Raw genomic sequence first — 19,310 nt, forward strand, 5'->3', positions numbered from 1 at the left:
CGGGCGTGCCCGGGCTCACTATTAAGCGTAGACACTCGCTTCGGTCTGCGGAATATAAACCGTGCGTCAGATCACGTTTTGTAATGCGGGAAGGAGAAGGGAATGGGAGTAGCAGATTGAAATAACGTCGCTTTTCTGATTTTTTTCATCAATGCGCGAAAACGAAATTCGGAACATTCATTATGCAACAGAATCTTATCCGCCCTGCGCCATCAGAGGCGGATAAGAGGCCGTGGCGCTTACTCCCAGGCGGCTTCCAGCATCTCCAGCAGCTGTTCCGAGTCCAGCGCCACCGGGTTGGCTTTCATCGAGGATGAAGCGCTGGCGGCCAGCGCCGCAGGTTCCAGCGCGTCGCGTGGTACGCCGAGGTCGCGTAAATTGCCAAGCCCCGCGCGTTGGCTCCATTCGCGCAGGCTTTGCCAGGCGACATCCGGCGAGACGCCGAGGCCGGCGGCAATCCACTGGCGTACTTCGAGGAAACGCTGGCGGAGCGCCTGATGCGTCGCCAGTGATTCATTAAGCTCAAGGCCAAAGGGCAGCAGGCAGCCGCAGAGCGCGCCGTGGGAAGCGTCGCTTAATCCGCCAAGCGGCCCCGCCAGACCATGGACTACGCCCAGCCCGGCGTTGGCCAGCGCTAGCCCGCCGCAGAGGCTGACCCATGCCAGCTCGTCGCGGCTGTCCGGGCACTCTTTTTCCATCAGCGTTTTTAACGCCGCGATGCCGCGTGGAATCGCCTCGCGGCACAGGGCGTCGGTGAAGGGGGTGGCGCGGGTACATAGCCAGGGTTCGATCACCTGGGTTAAGGCATCCAGACCGGAACCGAGAGTGACCGCACGCGGGGCGTTGTCGGTTAACGATGGGTCGATAATCGCCAACAGCGGCAGCATGCGATCGTCGCGCAGGCTGACCTTGCGCTGCTGCAGCGGCACGTTGATGACCGCGTTTTTGGTCACTTCCGCGCCAGTGCCGGAGGTTGTCGGAATGGCGACAAACGGCAGCGGATGGGTTTCCAGTAGGCGCCCTGTGCCGACCACTTCCAGATACTCAATGACCGGTCCCGTCGCAGGAACCAGCGCGGCAATGGCTTTACCGGCATCGATCGCCGCACCGCCGCCGAGGCTCACTACCGCGCCGACGCCATGTTCACGCGCCAGCTGTATGCCGCGTTCGATATCGCTCAACGTCGGTTCCTGGGCGATAGCAAGGGTGATGACCGTGAGATGAAGCGCTTTCAGTTCGTGAAGTAAAAATTCCGCACGGCTCGGGGTTGCACCGTGAACCAGCAGCACCGGGGTGTTATATTGCGCCAGCCACGGCGCCGCGCTGCGGGCTTGCCCGCGGCCAAAGCGAATATTTCCTGGCATCAAAATGTTGAAGGAAGTGACCATGTAGGGGTACCTGTTGTGGATAATCATTCTGCAATTCACTATACCCGTTATCCTGCAAGTTGCATGAGCGTTCACCCCGGTCGCATCGTTATCTCTGCTCCGGGGGATTAATGAGGGACATTCTTGTCCCTCACTGGAGGCCAGCCTTTGACTGGTCAAATTCGTTTCTACGGCCTTATTTATTTTTGAGCGTATTCGCTTTGCAATGCCGAAGTAATGCCGCTACTATCCGCGTCTATTTTTTATCCCACCCGAAACAACGCGCGGCAGGCAGGTGAAGTTTGAACAGGCGGTTAGGCCTTGTGCTATTGGCATTACTGTTGGTTTCAGGCTGCTCCGGTACGTTGTCGCAAATGAGCCCGCCCAGCAATGAAACCAGTCTGGTGGGGCAAAATGGGCAGCGGCTTTCTGTCGACACTTTTGTGACCCATTACATGCGCGAGAAGCAGGTCAGCGGCATGGTGGTGGCGATCATTCACCATAACGGCCCGGCTGAGTTTCATTGCTACGGCGTGACCGACAATAAGCAGCGCTACCCGATTACCCCGCAAACGTTATTCGCCCTGGGATCGTTGAGCAAAGGCGTGACCGCCGAAGTGGTGACGATGCTGGTCAACGAAGGGCGTTTGCACTGGCAAGATACGCTGCAAACCCTGCTGCCGCCGGGAACTGCCCTGAGCGAGGATGCCCGCAGGATCACCTTGTTACAGTTGGTGACTCACACTTCCGGTCTGCCGCGTCAGCCGATGAATCTACTGTCGCTGGAACACTTGCTGGTCTATCTCAATAACGGTGAAAACTTCTATCACGAGCTTGATGCCGACGGCGTGCTCAGTTACCTGAGTACCTTCAACGCGCCGCTGGAACGTGAACCGAGCTACTCTAACCTGGGCTATGCGATCCTCGGCTACCTCCTTACATACCAAACCGGCGAATCGATAGATACGCTGGCCTCGCGCATGATTTTTCGCCCGCTGGCGATGGGGAATACCAGTTTCCTGCCGCAGACGCTGCGCGCTTATCCACGGCGTGCGTTAGGACATGTTGGCGATCAGCCGAAGTTTAAACCTCGCGGTGCGCTGACGCCGGACTGGCAGTTCAGTCATAACATGGTTGGCGCCGCGAGTTTGTATAGCGATGCCGGCGACTTGATTGAGTATGCCCGCGCCCACTTCGAACCTACTGGCCACGCGGCGCTGGATCAGGCATTCAAAGACGTTAGTGTTGATTATTATCCGCGACAGATCGAAGCGGCGAATATCGCCTGGGTGACCGACACGTTCGGTAAGCAGCAATTAACCTATCAGGTGGGGTATATCGGCGGCTATTCAAGCTATATCGGCTTTGATAAAGCGAATCAGAATGCGGTGGTGGTGCTGCAAAACAGCTTTAACTGGAGCAACTACGTCGGCCATCATATCCTGCGCAATTTGGCGCCGCAGCAATAAAAAAGCCCCGTCCTGAGACGGGGCTTCATGGATTAACGCATGGTGACGAACTCTTCCGCCGCGGTTGGGTGGATAGCGACAGTGTTGTCGAAATCTTTTTTGGTGGCGCCCATCTTCAACGCGACCGCGAAGCCCTGCAGCATCTCATCCATACCGAAGCCAATACCGTGGATACCGACAATCTTCTCTTCCGGGCCGACGCAAACCAGTTTCATCCGGCACGGCTGGCGGTGAGAGGTCACCGCGGTATACATCGCGGTGAAGGAAGATTTATATACCTTCACGGCATCGTCGCCGTACTGCTCGCGCGCCTGCGGCTCGGTTAAGCCCACGGTGCCGATCGGCGGGTGGCTGAAGACCACGGTCGGGATGTTGCTGTAGTCCAGATGCTCTTCCGGCTTGTTGTTAAACAGGCGTTCGGACAGGCGACGGCCCGCGGCTACTGCAACAGGAGTCAGCTCAACGGCGCCGGTGTTATCGCCGACGGCGTAAATTCCCGGTACGTTGGTGTTCTGGAATTTATCGACGACGATATAGCCTTTATCGTTGGTTTTCACGCCGGTTGCCGCCAGATTGAAGTTATCGGTCGCCGGTTCGCGGCCAATCGCCCAAATCAGGCAATCTACGGTCTGGCTGCGGCCATCTTCCAGCGCCAGGGTCAGGCTGCCGTCGGCATTCTTGACCACTGCTTTCGGGATTGCATTGGTGTGCAGCTGCGGGCCTTCGGCATTCATCACTTCAACCAGCGTCTCGACAATCAGCGGATCGAAGCTACGCAGCGGCGCGTGTTTACGTACGAACAGGTGCGTTTCGGCACCGAGGCCGTTAATCACGCCAGCCAGCTCAACGGCGATATAGCCTGCGCCGACTACGGCCACGCGCTTCGGCAGCGCTGGCAGTTCGAAGAAACCGTCGGAATCAATACCGTATTCGACGCCCGGAATGTTCGGGTGGCTCGGGCGGCCGCCGGTGGCGATCAGAATATGATCGGCGGTAATGGTTTCGCCGTTGACTTCAACGGTGTGAGCATCGATAAAGCGGGCGAAGCCTTTGATAACATCAACCTTATTCTTACCCAGCACGTTGTCGTAAGAGGTATGAATGCGGTCGATATAGGCGCTGCGGCTGGCAACCAGCTTATTCCAGTCGAAATGGTTGATCGTGGTATCGAAACCGTAATCCGGGCCATACAGATGAATTGCTTCGCGAATCTGCGCCGCATGCCACATGACTTTTTTCGGCACGCAGCCGACGTTGACGCAGGTGCCGCCCAGCTCTTTGGCTTCAATCAGCGCGCACTTTTGACCGTACATTGCCGCACGGTTAATCGAGGCGATACCGCCGCTGCCGCCGCCGATGGCGAGGTAATCATAATGTTTGCTCATGCCCATATGTCCTTAATCGTTGATTGCCGCGATTGTAGCGCGAGGCTTAAAAGGTTCCACCGATGGTTGCGATTACTCCGGTACGATCCAACTCACGGTGGCATGGCCGGTACCGGCCGGAACCAGTTTGCTGTGCAGCCATGGCAGCACGTTGTTCATCTGCTGTTCCAGCTTCCACGGCGGGTTGATGACGATCATTCCGGAGGCGGTCATGCCGCGCTGGTCGCTGTCCGGACGCACCGCCAACTCAATCTGCAGAATTTTGCGAATACCGGTGGCTTCTAACTCTTTGATCATACGTTTGATTTGTGCGCGCAGCACCACCGGATACCACAGTGCGTAGGTGCCGGTAGCGAAGCGTTTGTAGCCTTCGTTGATCCCGGTAACCACCGCCTGGTAGTCGGTTTTAATTTCGTATGGCGGGTCGATCAGCACCAGACCGCGGCGAGAAACCGGCGGCAGCTTGGCTTTCAACTGCTGGTAACCATCAGCTTTATCTACGCGCGCACGGCTGTCTTTCTGGAACTCGGCGCGCAGCAATGGGAAGTCGCTCGGGTGTAGTTCGGTCATCTGCAGACTGTCCTGCTCGCGCAGCAACTGGCGGGCGATTAGCGGTGAACCCGGGTAGTAGCGCAGCTGGCCGCTGCGGTTGAAATGTTCGACGACCGAAATATAAGGTTCAAGCTCTGTTGGCAGATCGTCCTGCTGCCAGATGCGGGCGATACCTTCGAGATACTCGCCGGTGCGCTCGGCGTGCTCGCCGCTCAGCTGATAGCGGCCCGCGCCAGCGTGGGTGTCCAGGTAGAGAAACGGTTTTTCTTTCTCTTTCAGCGCTTCAATGATCAGACTCTGAACGGTGTGTTTAAGGACGTCGGCGTGGTTGCCTGCGTGAAAGCTGTGGCGATAACTGAGCATGGATGCAGATATTCCGGGAGTTAAACAAGTTAACCGACAGTTTACCGCAGTTCGCCCTGGATTGCCGCTGTCGCGCCGCGCTGTTTCAATCACCGCAAAAGCGTTGCAAAACATCACGCTGTCATAAAAGCGTCAAAATGCCGCGCTAGCGTCGGGTGAAGGCAAGGTAATTATTTGAATAAAAGGAAAAATAATGAAAATGCAACTCACGCTGCTGGCGACGGCGCTGCTGCTGGCGCAACCGGTGTTAGCCAGAGAGGTTCCACTCAACACGGCGGCGGCGATCGCCAATTCCGTGACGCCAGCGGCCTCCGAACCGGCGTTTGACGATCTTGAGCGCCAGGCGCTGACTCAACTGCGCGGCGCGCTGAAAGGCGATGCCGCTACGCTCACCCGCGACCAGCTTGCGCACAGCAGGCAGAATAAAACCCAGGCGGATAAAGCCTGGCTGAAGGCCAGCGGCTACGACTTCCAGACTAAAGCTAATCAGCAGGCGGGCATTGCGCTACTTTCCGCGTTCAGTACGCTGCCACCAATAGTTGTACAGCAGAATCTTGATACCGTCACCGCCATTAACCGCGACGCTGTACAGACAACGCGCCATCAGGCGCTGGCCGATGCCGAAGGTATTAGCTATCTCTATTTCCTCAGCGACGCGCTGGGGCCGCGGTTGGGGAAAGCATTCCTCGTCGCCTATGACAAAGGCGAGTTGGGCAAGGCGGCGGCGCTGATCAAAGCGTCGGAAGTCAGTACCGGGGCGGCGAAAAAGCATTTCAACAACCCACGACCGTTCCTGATTCAGGGCAACACGATCCACCTGGTGCCGGATGATGTGGTGGTGAAAGATAACCAACCGTACACCGCCGATGGCGGCTCGTTTCCCAGCGGCCACACCAATACCGGCTATACCGATGCGCTGTTGATGGCGGAGATGATCCCCGAGCGCTTCGATGCGCTGGTGACTCGCGGTGCTCGCTATGGCTACTCGCGCATTGTGCTGGGCGTGCATTATCCGCTGGACGTGATGGGCTCGCGGATGGTGGCGCAGCGCAACGTCGCCCATTATCTTAACGATCCTAAGTACCGCGTATTATTTAACGACGCTCGCGACCAGTTGCGCGCCGCGCTGGAGAAAGAGTGTGGTACGTCGCTTGCCGAGTGTGCGAAGACGAGCGGTAAAGACGATCCGTATCGTGACCCGGCAATGCGTGATTTCTATCGCTTTACGATGACCTATGACCTGCCGCAGCAGAAGGGCGCACAGACGCATCTGCAGGTGCCGGAGGGGGCGGAGGTACTGTTGGAGGCCGCCTTGCCGCAGTTGTCCGTCGCACAGCGCCGGGCGTTAATGGTCAACACCGCGCTGCCGGCTGGTTATCCGCTCTCGGGAAATACCGCCGATCAGCAGTTCTGGCAGCGTCTGAATCTGCCGGCGGCCTGGGAGATGGCGCAAAAAAGGCATTAATCTCGTCCCCGTCGGTTCTGAGACTGGCGGGGTTTTTAACCAACGGGCGGACTTATCGCAGCAATACCCGCCGCGGCGCACCGCCTGTCATTGAAATTCCCCCAACTATCCCCCATTCTAGATCTCATGCAAAAGCGCCGGAACGCGCGCTTCATTCACCCTTTTCAACAGGACAGCGCATATGACCAATCCATTATTGACGCCTTTTTCATTGCCGCCTTTTTCTGCGATTAAACCGGAGCACGTGGTCCCTGCGGTCACTAAAGCGCTGGATGATTGTCGGGCCGCAGTGGAAAGCGCGGTGGCGCACGGCGCGCCGTATAGCTGGGACAATCTTTGCCAGCCGCTGGCGGAAGTGGACGATGTGCTGGGACGCATCTTCTCGCCCGTTAGCCATCTGAACTCGGTGAAAAACAGCCCGGAACTGCGTGAGGCCTACGAACAAACGCTGCCGCTGCTCTCTGAGTACAGCACCTGGGTCGGCCAGCATGAAGGCCTGTACAAAGCATACCGCGACCTGCGCGATGGCGATAACTACGCCACGCTGAACACCGCGCAGAAAAAAGCAGTCGATAATGCGCTGCGCGATTTTGAATTATCCGGTATTGGCCTGCCGCCGGAAGCGCAGAAACGCTACGGTGAAATTGCCGCGCGCCTTTCCGAGCTTGGCAACCTGTACAGCAACAACGTGCTTGACGCCACTATGGGATGGAACAAGCTGGTGACCGATGTCGCCAATCTTGCCGGGATGCCGGAAAGCGCGCTGGCGGCCGCTCAAGCTCAGGCGCAGGCTAAAGAGCAAGAAGGGTATCTGTTGACGCTGGATATCCCGAGCTACCTGCCGGTGATGACCTACTGCGACAACCAGACGCTGCGTGAAGAGATGTATCGCGCTTATTCCACCCGCGCCTCCGATCAGGGGCCGAACGCCGGTAAATGGGATAACAGCCCGGTAATGGCGGAAATCCTCGCGCTGCGTCATGAGCTGGCGCAACTGCTGGGCTTTGAAAGTTACGCCTTTAAATCACTGGCCACCAAAATGGCTGAGAACCCGCAGCAGGTGCTCGACTTCCTGACCGACCTGGCGAAACGCGCGCGTCCGCAGGGCGAAAAAGAGCTGGCTCAGCTACGCGCTTTCGCCAAAGCCGAGTTCGGCGTCGACGAACTGCAACCGTGGGATATCGCTTACTACAGCGAAAAACAGAAACAACATCTCTACAGCATCAGCGACGAACAACTGCGTCCTTACTTCCCGGAAAACAAAGCGGTTAATGGCCTGTTCGAAGTCGTTAAACGTATTTACGGCATTACCGCTAAAGAGCGTACCGACATCGATGTATGGCATCCGGAAGTGCGTTTCTTCGAGCTGTATGACGAAAACAATGAACTGCGCGGCAGCTTCTATCTCGACCTGTATGCCCGCGAACATAAGCGCGGCGGGGCGTGGATGGACGATTGCGTCGGCCAGATGCGTAAACTGGACGGTTCGCTGCAGAAACCGGTCGCTTACCTGACCTGTAACTTCAACCGTCCGGTGAACGGTAAACCAGCACTATTCACCCATGATGAAGTGATCACCCTGTTCCACGAGTTTGGTCACGGTCTGCATCATATGCTGACCCGTATCGACACCGCCGGGGTGTCCGGTATCAGCGGGGTGCCTTGGGATGCGGTCGAGCTGCCAAGCCAGTTTATGGAAAACTGGTGTTGGGAGCCGGAAGCGCTGGCGTTTATCTCCGGCCACTACGAGACCGGCGAACCGTTACCGCAGGCGCTGCTGGAGAAAATGCTGGCGGCGAAAAACTACCAGGCGGCGATGTTTATCCTGCGTCAGTTGGAGTTTGGTCTGTTCGATTTCCGTCTGCACGCCGAGTACCAGCCGGAGCAAGGGGCGAAAATCCTCGAAACCCTGGCGGAGATTAAAAAACAGGTCGCGGTGGTGCCGGGTCCAACCTGGGGCCGCTTCCCGCATGCTTTCAGCCACATCTTTGCCGGCGGCTATGCGGCGGGCTACTACAGCTACCTGTGGGCCGATGTGCTGGCGGCGGACGCCTTCTCACGCTTCGAAGAAGAAGGGATTTTCAACCGCGAAACCGGCAAGTCTTTCCTCGACAATATCCTGAGCCGCGGCGGTTCCGAAGAACCGATGGTGCTGTTCAAACGCTTCCGCGGGCGCGAGCCGCAGTTGGACGCAATGCTTGAGCATTACGGTATTAAGGGTTAAGTCTGCGGTGAAGATTTGCTTAGTCGATGAAACAGGCGCCGGAGACGGCGCCTTATCTGTTCTGGCCGCCCGCTGGGGGCTGGAGCATGATGCCGATAACCTGATGGCGCTGGTGCTGACGGCCGCGCATCTGGAGCTGCGTAAGCGCGACGAACCCAAGCTTGGCGGGATCTTTGTAGATTTCGTCGGCGGGGCGATGGCCCACCGCCGCAAGTTTGGCGGCGGCCGTGGTGAAGCGGTAGCCAAAGCGGTGGGCATTAAAGGTGATTACCTGCCGGATGTCGTTGATGCGACTGCGGGGCTGGGTCGCGATGCTTTTGTGCTGGCGTCGGTCGGTTGCCGTGTACGGATGCTGGAGCGTAACCCGGTGGTCGCCGCGCTGCTCGATGATGGTCTGGCGCGCGGCTACGCCGATGCGGAAATCGGCGGTTGGCTGCAGGAGCGGTTACAGCTGATCCATGCTTCCAGCCTGAATGCGCTGACCGATATTACGCCGCGCCCGCAGGTGGTGTACCTGGATCCGATGTTCCCGCACAAGCAGAAAAGCGCGTTAGTGAAAAAAGAGATGCGGGTGTTTCAGTCGCTGGTGGGGCCGGATTTAGATGCCGATGGCCTGCTGGCGCCAGCGCGGCAGCTGGCAACTAAACGGGTGGTCGTTAAGCGTCCGGACTATGCGCCGCCACTGGCGGATGTCGCCACGCCGAATGCGGTGGTCACCAAAGGTCATCGTTTCGATATTTACCCGGGCACGCCGGAATAAATTCAGGCTTACGTGATAGCTCCCGGATGACGGCGCAAAGCGCCTTATCCGGGCTACCAAATTGTAGCCCGGATAAGCGTAGCACAAGCCGGGGCGGCTAATGCTTACCTGGCGCTCGCCGGGGGATTAATCATCCGGTTCAGCCAGGGCACCATGAAGGCCATCGCTATCGTTACCGCCAGAGTCACGAGGCCAATTTTGCTAAAGACATTGGTATAGATAGGCAGCGTTTGCAGCGGATCGGTCATATTTTCTGGCACCGCGGTGAAGGTCGCGACATAGCCGCCCATCAGGAACGCGGCGGCTTGAGTCAGGAACCACATCCCCAGAATAAAGCCCATCAATCGCTGAGGTACCAGCGCGGCGACCATCGCCAGCCCGAGGGCGCTAATCAGCAGTTCGCCCAGGCTCTGGAACAGATATACCAGCACGATAAACCACGGCGAAGTTAGCCCCTGCGGGTCGGCAAACCACATCCCCGCCGCGGCGGCGGTCAGAAAGCCCAGTGCGCAGAGGAACATGCCGAGGGTAAATTTCATCGGCATGGTCAGGTCTTTACCTTTGTTGCCGAGACGGGTGTAGATAGCCGCCAACACGGGGCTGGCGACAACGACCCAGAACGGGTTCAGCGCCTGGAAGCTCACCGGGTTAATGGTGATGCCGAGAATAGTGTGGTGTACGTTATTGATGGCGAAGAAGTTCAGCGAGGTTGGCATCTGGGCGTAAAGCACATAAAACACCACCGCTTCGAGCATCAGAATGAAGGCGACGAACATCTTGTTGCGGCCAGTTTTATCGAGGCGGAAGGCCTCGCGGAAGAAGAAAATCGTTACCACGATGGAAAGCACAATCAACACCAGGTTGGCGATTTTGACGTTATGCATCAGCCAGGCACAGAGGAAAATCATTGCCACCGTACCGACCAGTACGGACAGCAGATTGCGCCAGCTCAGCGGCCGATGATCCGGCGCTGAGCCGATATCTTTCACCATGCCGCGACAGGCGAAGTAGACCAGCAGCGCAACGATAATTCCGGCGCCGCACAGGTTGTAGGTCACCGCGTAGCCGAATTTATCGGCGATGATCGGCGCCAGCGATAGCGACAGCAGCGAACCGATGTTAATCGACATATAAAACAGAGTGAAGGCGCCGTCGAGACGGGCGTCCCCCGGCGGATAGCATTTTGACAGCAGACTCGCGGGATTAGCTTTAAAAAGCCCGTTGCCGACGGCGATAGTACCGAGCGCGATGAAGATCAGGTTTGGCTTGAGTAGCGATAACCCGGTCATGAAATAGCCGAGAGCCAGCACGATGGCGCCAAGCACCAGCGTGCGTTTGGTACCCAGCAGATGGTCGCCGACGTAGCCGCCGATGGAAATCAGGCCGTAGACCAGCGCTGCAAAGGCGCCGAAGGTGATAAATGCCTGCTCCTGAGAGAAGCCAAGCTGTTTAACAAAGAAGACCGCCAGGATGCCCTGGACGCCGTAATAACCAAAACGCTCCCATAACTCTACAAAAAAAATCATGAAAAACGGACGAGGTTGCTGCAGCAAACCTGTGGGTGCAGTTGTTTTCATATTCCTTCGCCTTTTAGTGCTATCCCGAAAAGTATGAACGCGTCTGCCAAAACGCGCTGAAAAAGTCTGATGAACCGTTATGATGCGGTCATTGGCTGAATGTATAGATTATTATATAGATGTTATTTCGAATAAATGGTTGATCACACTAACTGATATTAATTATCTGGATTGATATCCTGGGATCTGGCTTGGGATAAAGCACAAAAACAAAAACGCCCGCAGGCGCGGGCGTTGGCTGGCGATGAAACGCGGATTATTCGTCTTCTTCGTCGCGCAGCGGCACAATCAGCATATCAACGTGAACGGTGTTGATAAGCTGGCGTGCTGAGGACATCAGTTTGCTCCAGAAGTCCTGATGGTGACCGCAGACCACCAGATCCATATCATATTTTTTGATCGCGTCGACCAGAACCTGACCGAGATCGCCGCTGCCGCTCAGGGTTTCGGTAATCGGATAGCCAGCGTTGCTGGAGAGTTCGCTCAGCGCGTGGTGCGTCTCTTCAGAGATGCGTTTCTGCATGTCGCCCAGATTGACATCGATAAGACCGGTGTAGAGATCGGAGTAATTCACATCCACGTGAATCAGGGAAACTTTCGCATTGTAGGGGCGGGCCATAGAAACGGCTTTCTCTACCAGCACTTTGCTTTCCGGTGATAGGTCTACTGCGATAAGAATGTGTTTGTAAGCCATAGTGTTACTCCTTCCATAAGTTGTCGATGACCGTTGGACCAGACAGCCTGTGCTGCCGATTCGCCCGCGTCCTGCGTGCTAGATTCGCGGGGGCTAAGTCTTTAAGGACTTAATTGTAGAAGATAATTTCTAACCTATATACCCGTCATACTTCAAGATATAAGCGCCCCCGCACTCCGTCAATGCACCTGGTTCACCAAAGAGTTAAACAAATTATACCGTCTGACGTATTGATAACGGTTAACCTTGTGGTAAAAAAATTAACTGATCTCCTACACTATTTAATGAGCCGGTCAGATAAATAAACGTGACCGGTATCGCACTCTTTTACTGTACGGTTGGTTGGATGATATTGGGGAGCGGTAGTCCCGGAGGGGTCTCCGAGGATGGGTCGCCGGGGAGGAGGTATGATCAGCACTATTGCGCTGTTTTGGGCCCTGTGTATCGTTTGTGTGGTGAATATGGCACGCTATTTCTCATCGTTGCGTGCATTATTGGTTGTGCTACGTGGCTGCGATCCCTTGCTCTATCAATATGTCGATGGCGGCGGTTTTTTCACGTCGCATGGGCAGCCCAGTAAACAAATGCGGTTGGTCTGGTATATCTATGCCCAACGGTATCGCGATCACCATGACGACGAGTTTATTCGTCGCTGTGAGCGGGTTCGGCGGCAATTTATTCTGACCAGCGCGCTTTGTGGTCTGGTGGTGGTAAGTCTGGTTGCGCTGCTGATTTGGCATTAAGCGCACTGAACTAAAATGCAAAAAAATGGGCCAGTTTCCTGACCCATTTTTAGCATTGCTATGGCTTAGATAAGCTTGAGAGCCAGCCAGTACAGCACGCCTGAGAGCACAATGGCTGCCGGCAGGGTCAGTACCCATGCCATCAGGATGCTGGTGACGGTTTTCTTCTGCAGGCCGCCGCCATCAACGAGCATCGTCCCCGCTACCGAGGAGGAGAGCACGTGGGTGGTGGAAACCGGCATCCCGGTGTAGCTTGCCAGGCCGATAGAAACCGCAGCGGTCATCTGGGCGGACATACCTTGTGCGTAGGTCATACCCTTCTTACCAATCTTCTCGCCGATGGTGGTTGCCACGCGGCGCCAGCCGATCATGGTACCAATACCCAGCGCCAGCGCGACCGCCATAATGATCCAGATTGGCGCGTATTCGATGGTGCTCAGCATGTCGGTTTTCAGTTTCTTCAGCAGACGCTGGTCGTCAGAGTTGACTTCCGGCAGCTTCGCCACTTTGTCGGTGGTATCGGAGATGCAGAGCATAATACGACGCAGCTGGCTACGTTGATCCACTGACAATGCATCGTAGCTTTCGGTCCCGGTCAGCATCGTCTTCACGCGGTTAAGCGCGTTGATGGTGTTCGCCGGATGACAGTGGAACTCGCCATTCGCCGCCACGCCGGTATCCGGAGACGGAACCAGTTGGTCAACGCCAGTGGCTTTCTTCAGCAGCTCAGGGCGCTGTTGGAAGAAGGTTTCCACATTGTTGACCGCATCGCGGGTACGGGTGATCTCGTAGCCGGAAGCGTTCATGTTGACCACGAAGCCTGCTGGCGCGACGCCAATCAGCACCAACATGACCAGACCAATGCCTTTCTGCCCATCGTTCGCGCCGTGAGAGAACGACACGCCGATAGCGGACAGAATCAATGCGATACGGGTCCAGAACGGCGGCTTTTTCTTGCCATCTTTCTTTTCACGTTCCGCAGGGGTCAGGTGGATGCGCGCGCGTTTTTTGGTACCGCTCCAGTAACGACGCAGAATGAAAATCAGCCCGCCCGCAATCACCAGGCCGACGATCGGCGAGACGATAAGCGAAGCAAAAATGCCGATGACTTTCGGGATGTTCAGCGCGTCAACCACTGAAGTGCCGGTCATCAGCGCATTGGTTAAACCAATACCGATGATGGCGCCAATCAGAGTGTGAGAACTGGAAGCCGGAAGGCCGAAATACCAGGTTCCGAGGTTCCAGATGATCGCTGCCAGCAACATAGAGAACACCATAGCGAGGCCATGTGCGGAACCCATGTTAAGCAGCAGGTCCGTTGGCAGCATATGCACGATGGCATAGGCTACGCTGAGACCGCCCAGCAGAACGCCGAAAAAGTTGAAGAGCGCCGCCATCGCGACAGCAAGTTGCGACCGCATTGCGCGAGTGTAGATCACCGTTGCAACAGCGTTTGCGGTATCATGGAAACCGTTAATCGCTTCGTAAAACAGTACAAAAGCTAAAGCAAGCAATAATAATAGTCCGGTATGTAAATCCAGACCGGCAAATAAATGTAGCATAGGACGTTACGCCATTTTGAGGACATGAACGCGGCGCATTATCAGTGACTTTAGCGGCGCGGGCAAAGTGAAATATAGACTTTTTTTGATTTTCTTCCTGTTTGGGTTCTACCCGCTTAGGATTAATCCCATATCTTTCAAAGACGTAACAGAGCGCTATTTTTTTCGTGCTGGTGCGACCAGAGTGAAATATTTACAATTCCCGACAATTGGGGAATGAGGAAAGTTGAGTGGAAAGGTTTGATGCCATTGTGATCGGCGCCGGAGCGGCGGGAATGTTTTGTGCAGCGCAGGCGGGCCAGTTGGGCTGCCGCGTACTGCTGCTCGATAACGGCAAAAAGCCGGGGCGCAAAATCCTGATGTCCGGCGGCGGCCGCTGCAACTTTACTAACATGTATGTCGAACCCGCGGCATATCTCAGTCAAAACCCGCATTTTTGCAAATCTGCGCTGGCGCGCTACACCCAGTGGGACTTTATCGAGCTGGTCGGCAAATATGGCATCGCCTGGCATGAGAAGACCCTCGGCCAGTTGTTTTGCGATGATTCGGCGGAGCAAATCGTTAATTTGCTGCTGTCCGAGTGTGAAAAAGGCGGTGTACAGATCCGCTTACGTAGCGAAATCCTTAGCGTCGAGCGTGATGAACAAGGCTATACGTTGCAGGTTAACGGCGAAACGCTGGCGGCGAAGAAGTTGGTGATCGCCTCCGGCGGTCTGTCGATGCCGGGACTCGGCGCATCGCCGTTTGGCTATAAAGTGGCCGAGCAATTCGGCCTGAAGGTGCTGCCGACCCGCGCCGGTCTGGTGCCGTTTACCCTGCATAAACCGCTGCTCGAACAACTGCAGGTGCTCTCCGGCGTTTCGGTGCCATCAACCATTTGCGCTGAGAATGGCACGGTATTCCGCGAGAATCTGCTGTTTACCCACCGTGGGCTTTCCGGCCCGGCAGTGCTGCAGATTTCCAGCTACTGGCAGCCCGGCGAGTTCGTCGCCGTTAATCTGCTGCCGGACTGCAATCTTGAGGAATTCCTTGATGAACAGCGTGCCGCCCATCCGAACCAAAGCCTGAAAAATACTCTGGCGATGCAGCTGCCGAAGCGGCTGGTTGAGTGTTTACAGCAGCTTGGGCAAATCCCGGACGTGACGCTCAAGCAGTTGAATGTTCGCGACCAGCAGGCGTTAGTCGAGACGCTGACCGCCTGGCGCGTACAGCCGAACGGTACCGAAGGTTACCGTACGGCGGAAGTGACCCTCGGCGGCGTGGATACCCATGAACTCTCTTCGCGCACCATGGAAGCGCGCAAGGCGTCAGGGCTCTATTTTATCGGTGAAGTGATGGACGTGACCGGCTGGCTCGGCGGCTATAATTTCCAGTGGGCATGGGCCTCCGCAGCAGCCTGCGCGCAGGCGCTGGCCGAGGCTTAATCAACGCGCCCGGGCATCAAAGCGTCCGGGCGCTTTTGATCAGTTTAAGCCGAGGAAATACTGGGCGATTTTGAAATAGATAATCAGCCCGGTGCCGTCAATCAGCGTAGCGATAAACGGCGCAGAGACGACGGCAGGGTCGATGCCGACTCGCTTAAGTAGCATCGGAATAACCGAAGAAACCACCGCGCTCCACAGAGTAATACACACCAGCGTCAGGCTGACAATCAGCGTGATTTCCATGCTGATACCCATCATCCAGGCGCGCAGGCAGCCCGCCAGGCCCAACGTCAGGGCTATCAGAAACGAGGTGGAGACCTCTTTGCGAATTACCCGCCCCAGGTCACGCAGGCGTACTTCTCCCAGCGCCATCGAACGCACCAGCGTTGAGGTAATTTGCGTCCCGCTGTTGCCGCCGGTACCGATCAGCAGCGGAATAAAGAAGGCGAGGGCGATGGCCGATTCCAGCGCGGCTTCGAAATGCTGCAGCACGCTGCTGGTATAGGCTTCGGCAACGAACAGCAGCAGCAGCCATACCGAACGCTTCTTCCATAGCGTCCAGGGGCTTATCTCAAGATATGGTTTTTCCAGCGGTAGCGTCGCGCCCTGTCGCTGCGCGTCTTCGGTGACGTCATCTTCCAGCAGATGGGCGATCTCTTTTTCCATTAAGCAGCCGACCAGTTCGCCTTTGTCGACCACCGGCACCAGATCGAGGCCGCGTTCGCTGAGCTCGGTGATGACCTGCGGGCGTTCATCGCCAGGTTTGACGCGGAACAGGCAGCTGTCCATCAGGTAGCGGATCGATTGACCGATATCGCTCTCCTGTAACAACTTCTTGACCGACAAGCTACCGCGCAGCTTTTTACCCGCGACAACAAACACCTGACCGGGGATATCGTCGCTGGCAAGCTGCGAGATAAAGAGCTCCCGCGCCTCGTGGACGCTGAGATGTTCCTGGAGCGTAATAAAATCGGTACGCATGTACTGGGCGATCGCATCGCCGTCGAAACCAGAAGTCGCCTGATGCGCGGCGCAGAGTTGAATTGAAGACATGATTAAAATCCCTATAAAAAATCACTCATAGGGGCGAACAAGACAGGGTTAGCGCAGGCAGATCCCTACGTCCTGGTTTTAGCACTGCATAACGTATCTGTCTGACGCGAACGTCAGCAGAAGTTACCTTGGCAACACCTTGATTCGATGGATGCCTGTATTTCCCTGAGTGGTCTCTCTCGATACCAACAGGGCGGTAACTTGTATTTATGCAGGAGCCTCGCCATAACGAGATCGTTAAATGAGGCGCCATTATTGGCGAACAGGGATAATTCACAAAGCGTATAATTTATGTGGTTTATCAACCGTTGATAAACCACGTTTACCGCGCAAGTGGTTGACTTCATTTTTTGCTAGCATAATATTGACTTCAATGGATGAAGTCATAGGGCAATGCGATGGAGCGGCAGGTTTTATCTTTACGCAAAAAGCAGCGCAACACGCTGGAGCAATTGTTCAAAACCCCCGTGCCGCAGGGGATTAAATGGGCCGACATCGAGTCGCTGATTAAAGCGTTAGGCGGAGAAATCAAAGAGGGGCGCGGCTCACGCTGCAAATTTTTGTTGAACCACAGTATTGCCAGCTTTCACAGGCCTCATCCTTCACCGGATACTGATAAAGGCGCTGTGGAGAGCGTGCGCGATTGGTTAATCACTATAGGGGTAAAACCATGATCAAACCTAAAACGCCAAACTCAATGGAGATCGCTGGCCAGCCTGCCGTTATTAACTATGTGCCTGAACTTAATGCCTTTCGCGGTAAATTCCTGGGATTATCGGGTTATTGCGATTTCGTCTCCGACAGTATTCAGGGGCTGCTACAGGAAGGAGAGATCTCTTTGCAGGAATATCTCGCGGATTGCCAGCAGGCGGGGATTGACCCTTACGTCCATCCGGAAAAAATAAAAACGTTTACGCTGCGCTACCCAGAGTCTTTTGGCGAACGTTTGAGTTCTGCGGCAGCGGAGGAACAAGTTTCGGTCAATACCTGGATTCTTGAGGCGCTGAGTGAACGCCTGAAGCAGGCTTAAAGTCGCGGCCTACTCATCAATATTTGTTTGTGATGATGGCGCGGATAATAACGGCGTCATTAATTGCTCTGCTAATGAATTAACTAAGAACTTTCCTGTAAATTTGTAATGAATTGGAAATAATTCTGTGATCTACCGCTAGTTTTTATCTCTCGATGAAAACGTAAATAAATATTTATTGCGGTCTGGTTGATGATTCGTTTACTTTCACCCGTTATGCCCCTGTTTTCACGATGAAGCAGGGGCTTTTTTACGATTTTTTCCTAACATAAAAACACTATCCTTATGATTCACAATGAGATATTACTATTCGTGTGAAAAATATTAATTTCTTAATATTATCCTAAGCAAGTGCGACTAGATTTATAACCGTCGAGATACCCTGGAATGAAATGTGGCGGTGAACCGACTTCATTTTCATTTTGTTTAAGTCCGCTGGCGCAGGATATTTCTTTCTACCGACCCCCTCTGGCAGCGGGTTATTAAATAGAACAGGAAAAAAATGAGCGAATTTCTGCCGTTTTCGCGCCCGTCGATGGGCGACGCAGAGCTGGCTGCGCTGCGTGAAGTTTTGCAATCGGGATGGATTACCACAGGCCCGAAAAATCAGGCGCTTGAAGAAGCATTTTGCCAGCTTACTGGCAACCGTCACGCTATTGCCGTCAGTTCCGCGACCGGCGGTATGCACGTCACGCTGATGGCGATGGGCATTGGCCCTGGCGACGAAGTCATTACCCCTTCACAAACCTGGGTCTCCACGCTGAATATGATCTGCCTGCTGGGCGCGACGCCGGTCATGATCGACGTCGACCACGATAATCTGATGATTACCCCTGAGGCGGTAGAAGCGGCGGTTACCTCGCGTACCAAAGCGATTATTCCTGTGCACTACGCGGGCGCGCCTGCGGACATCGACGCGATTCGCGCCGTTGGTGAGCGCCACGGCATCCCGGTTATCGAAGATGCCGCGCATGCTGCGGGGACTCACTATAAAGGCCGTCACGTCGGCTGGTGCGGGACCGCTATCTTCTCGTTCCACGCGATCAAAAACATGACCTGCGCTGAAGGCGGTCTGATCGTGACCGATGACGACGAACTGGCTTCCCGTATCCGCAGTCTCAAATTCCACGGCCTTGGGGTTGATGCCTATGACCGCCAGACCCATGGCCGCGCGCCGCAGGCGGAGGTCATCACCCCAGGCTTTAAATACAATCTGGCCGATATCAACGCCGCGCTGGCGTTGGTGCAGTTGGATAAGCTGGCGCACGCCAATCAGCGCCGCGGTGAAATCGCTCAGCGCTATCTGCGTGAGCTGGCGGATACCCCCTTTAAGCCGCTGACCATACCGTCATGGGATCACCAGCATGCCTGGCACCTGTTTATCATCCGCGTTGATGAAGCTGCCTGCGGCATCAGCCGTGATGCCCTGATGGAAAAACTGAAAGCCATGGGCATCGGCACCGGTTTGCACTTCCGTGCGGCCCACACGCAAAAGTATTACCGCGAGCGCTTCCCTGACGTTTCATTACCGAATACGGAATGGAACAGCGCGCGCATTTGTTCCATCCCGCTGTTCCCGGATATGACCGACGACGATGTCACCCGCGTCATTACCGCGCTGCATCAGTTGTCAGGACGTTGA

17 protein-coding genes and 1 riboswitch are annotated in these 19,310 nt (G+C 55.6%); of the genes, 10 read left to right on the forward strand and 7 right to left on the reverse strand.

Annotated features, from left to right (window positions below):
• Positions 1 to 239: 239 nt before the first annotated feature.
• Positions 240 to 1,388, reverse strand: coding sequence for an iron-containing alcohol dehydrogenase (locus PYR66_01095; GenBank protein ID WEF28363.1), 1,149 nt, complete (start codon positions 1,386 to 1,388; stop codon positions 240 to 242).
• A gap of 353 nt (positions 1,389 to 1,741) precedes the next feature.
• On the opposite strand from PYR66_01095, the gene PYR66_01100 reads away from it, so the two are divergent.
• Positions 1,742 to 2,836 (forward strand): serine hydrolase, encoded by a 1,095-nt coding sequence (locus PYR66_01100; protein ID WEF30549.1) that lies wholly within the window; start codon positions 1,742 to 1,744, stop codon positions 2,834 to 2,836.
• 32 nt (positions 2,837 to 2,868) lie between these two features.
• On the opposite strand, the gene gorA is transcribed toward PYR66_01100, so the two are convergent.
• Positions 2,869 to 4,221, reverse strand: coding sequence for a glutathione-disulfide reductase (gorA, locus tag PYR66_01105; GenBank protein WEF28364.1), 1,353 nt, complete (start codon positions 4,219 to 4,221; stop codon positions 2,869 to 2,871).
• A 72-nt stretch (positions 4,222 to 4,293) separates the two neighbouring features.
• Positions 4,294 to 5,136, reverse strand: coding sequence for a 23S rRNA (adenine(2030)-N(6))-methyltransferase RlmJ (locus tag PYR66_01110; protein ID WEF28365.1), 843 nt, complete (start codon positions 5,134 to 5,136; stop codon positions 4,294 to 4,296).
• On the opposite strand from PYR66_01110, the gene PYR66_01115 reads away from it, so the two are divergent.
• From PYR66_01115 to rsmJ, 4 genes are all read left to right on the forward strand, one after another.
• Positions 5,135 to 5,263, forward strand: a complete 129-nt coding sequence (locus tag PYR66_01115) for a hypothetical protein (protein WEF28366.1) — start codon at positions 5,135 to 5,137, stop codon at positions 5,261 to 5,263. The genes PYR66_01110 and PYR66_01115 overlap by 2 nt on opposite strands.
• A 66-nt stretch (positions 5,264 to 5,329) precedes the next feature.
• On the forward strand, positions 5,330 to 6,601 hold the full coding sequence (locus PYR66_01120; GenBank protein ID WEF28367.1) for a phosphatase PAP2 family protein: 1,272 nt from the start codon (positions 5,330 to 5,332) through the stop codon (positions 6,599 to 6,601).
• A gap of 181 nt (positions 6,602 to 6,782) precedes the next feature.
• Positions 6,783 to 8,825, forward strand: a complete 2,043-nt coding sequence (gene prlC / locus PYR66_01125) for an oligopeptidase A (GenBank protein WEF28368.1) — start codon at positions 6,783 to 6,785, stop codon at positions 8,823 to 8,825.
• A gap of 7 nt (positions 8,826 to 8,832) precedes the next feature.
• Positions 8,833 to 9,585 (forward strand): 16S rRNA (guanine(1516)-N(2))-methyltransferase RsmJ, encoded by a 753-nt coding sequence (gene rsmJ, locus PYR66_01130; GenBank protein WEF28369.1) that lies wholly within the window; start codon positions 8,833 to 8,835, stop codon positions 9,583 to 9,585.
• A gap of 104 nt (positions 9,586 to 9,689) precedes the next feature.
• On the opposite strand, the gene dtpB is transcribed toward rsmJ, so the two are convergent.
• Together dtpB and uspA are read right to left on the reverse strand one after the other, a co-directional pair.
• Complete coding sequence (dtpB, locus tag PYR66_01135; protein ID WEF30550.1) at positions 9,690 to 11,138, reverse strand: dipeptide/tripeptide permease DtpB; 1,449 nt, start codon at positions 11,136 to 11,138, stop codon at positions 9,690 to 9,692.
• 280 nt (positions 11,139 to 11,418) lie between these two features.
• Complete coding sequence (uspA, locus tag PYR66_01140; GenBank protein ID WEF28370.1) at positions 11,419 to 11,856, reverse strand: universal stress protein UspA; 438 nt, start codon at positions 11,854 to 11,856, stop codon at positions 11,419 to 11,421.
• A 407-nt stretch (positions 11,857 to 12,263) separates the two neighbouring features.
• Here uspA and uspB point away from each other — a divergent pair, with 407 nt between their 5' ends.
• Positions 12,264 to 12,599, forward strand: a complete 336-nt coding sequence (uspB, locus tag PYR66_01145) for a universal stress protein UspB (GenBank protein WEF28371.1) — start codon at positions 12,264 to 12,266, stop codon at positions 12,597 to 12,599.
• A 65-nt stretch (positions 12,600 to 12,664) separates the two neighbouring features.
• Here the strand turns inward: uspB and pitA are convergent, their stop codons facing one another.
• Complete coding sequence (pitA, locus tag PYR66_01150) at positions 12,665 to 14,161, reverse strand: inorganic phosphate transporter PitA (GenBank protein ID WEF28372.1); 1,497 nt, start codon at positions 14,159 to 14,161, stop codon at positions 12,665 to 12,667.
• 230 nt (positions 14,162 to 14,391) lie between these two features.
• Here pitA and PYR66_01155 point away from each other — a divergent pair, with 230 nt between their 5' ends.
• On the forward strand, positions 14,392 to 15,585 hold the full coding sequence (locus PYR66_01155) for an NAD(P)/FAD-dependent oxidoreductase (GenBank protein WEF28373.1): 1,194 nt from the start codon (positions 14,392 to 14,394) through the stop codon (positions 15,583 to 15,585).
• A 39-nt stretch (positions 15,586 to 15,624) separates the two neighbouring features.
• On the opposite strand, the gene PYR66_01160 is transcribed toward PYR66_01155, so the two are convergent.
• The gene (locus tag PYR66_01160; protein ID WEF28374.1) at positions 15,625 to 16,638 is read right to left on the reverse strand and encodes a magnesium transporter; all 1,014 of its coding nucleotides are present in this window, start codon (positions 16,636 to 16,638) and stop codon (positions 15,625 to 15,627) included.
• A 56-nt stretch (positions 16,639 to 16,694) separates the two neighbouring features.
• A riboswitch (M-box (ykoK) riboswitch) is annotated at positions 16,695 to 16,878 on the reverse strand.
• A 158-nt stretch (positions 16,879 to 17,036) separates the two neighbouring features.
• On the opposite strand from PYR66_01160, the gene PYR66_01165 reads away from it, so the two are divergent.
• From PYR66_01165 to arnB, 3 genes are all read left to right on the forward strand, one after another.
• Entirely contained in the window at positions 17,037 to 17,312 is a 276-nt protein-coding gene (locus PYR66_01165) for a type II toxin-antitoxin system HicA family toxin (GenBank protein ID WEF28375.1), read from the forward strand.
• The gene (locus tag PYR66_01170; GenBank protein WEF28376.1) at positions 17,309 to 17,668 is read left to right on the forward strand and encodes a type II toxin-antitoxin system HicB family antitoxin; all 360 of its coding nucleotides are present in this window, start codon (positions 17,309 to 17,311) and stop codon (positions 17,666 to 17,668) included. The genes PYR66_01165 and PYR66_01170 overlap by 4 nt, the downstream gene beginning before the upstream one ends.
• A gap of 502 nt (positions 17,669 to 18,170) precedes the next feature.
• Positions 18,171 to 19,310: a UDP-4-amino-4-deoxy-L-arabinose aminotransferase gene (arnB, locus tag PYR66_01175; protein ID WEF28377.1), complete on the forward strand. Its 1,140-nt coding sequence runs from the start codon at positions 18,171 to 18,173 to the stop codon at positions 19,308 to 19,310.

The sequence above is a fragment of the Klebsiella aerogenes genome, assembly GCA_029027985.1.
In the GTDB taxonomy this organism is placed as follows: domain Bacteria; phylum Pseudomonadota; class Gammaproteobacteria; order Enterobacterales; family Enterobacteriaceae; genus Klebsiella; species Klebsiella aerogenes_A.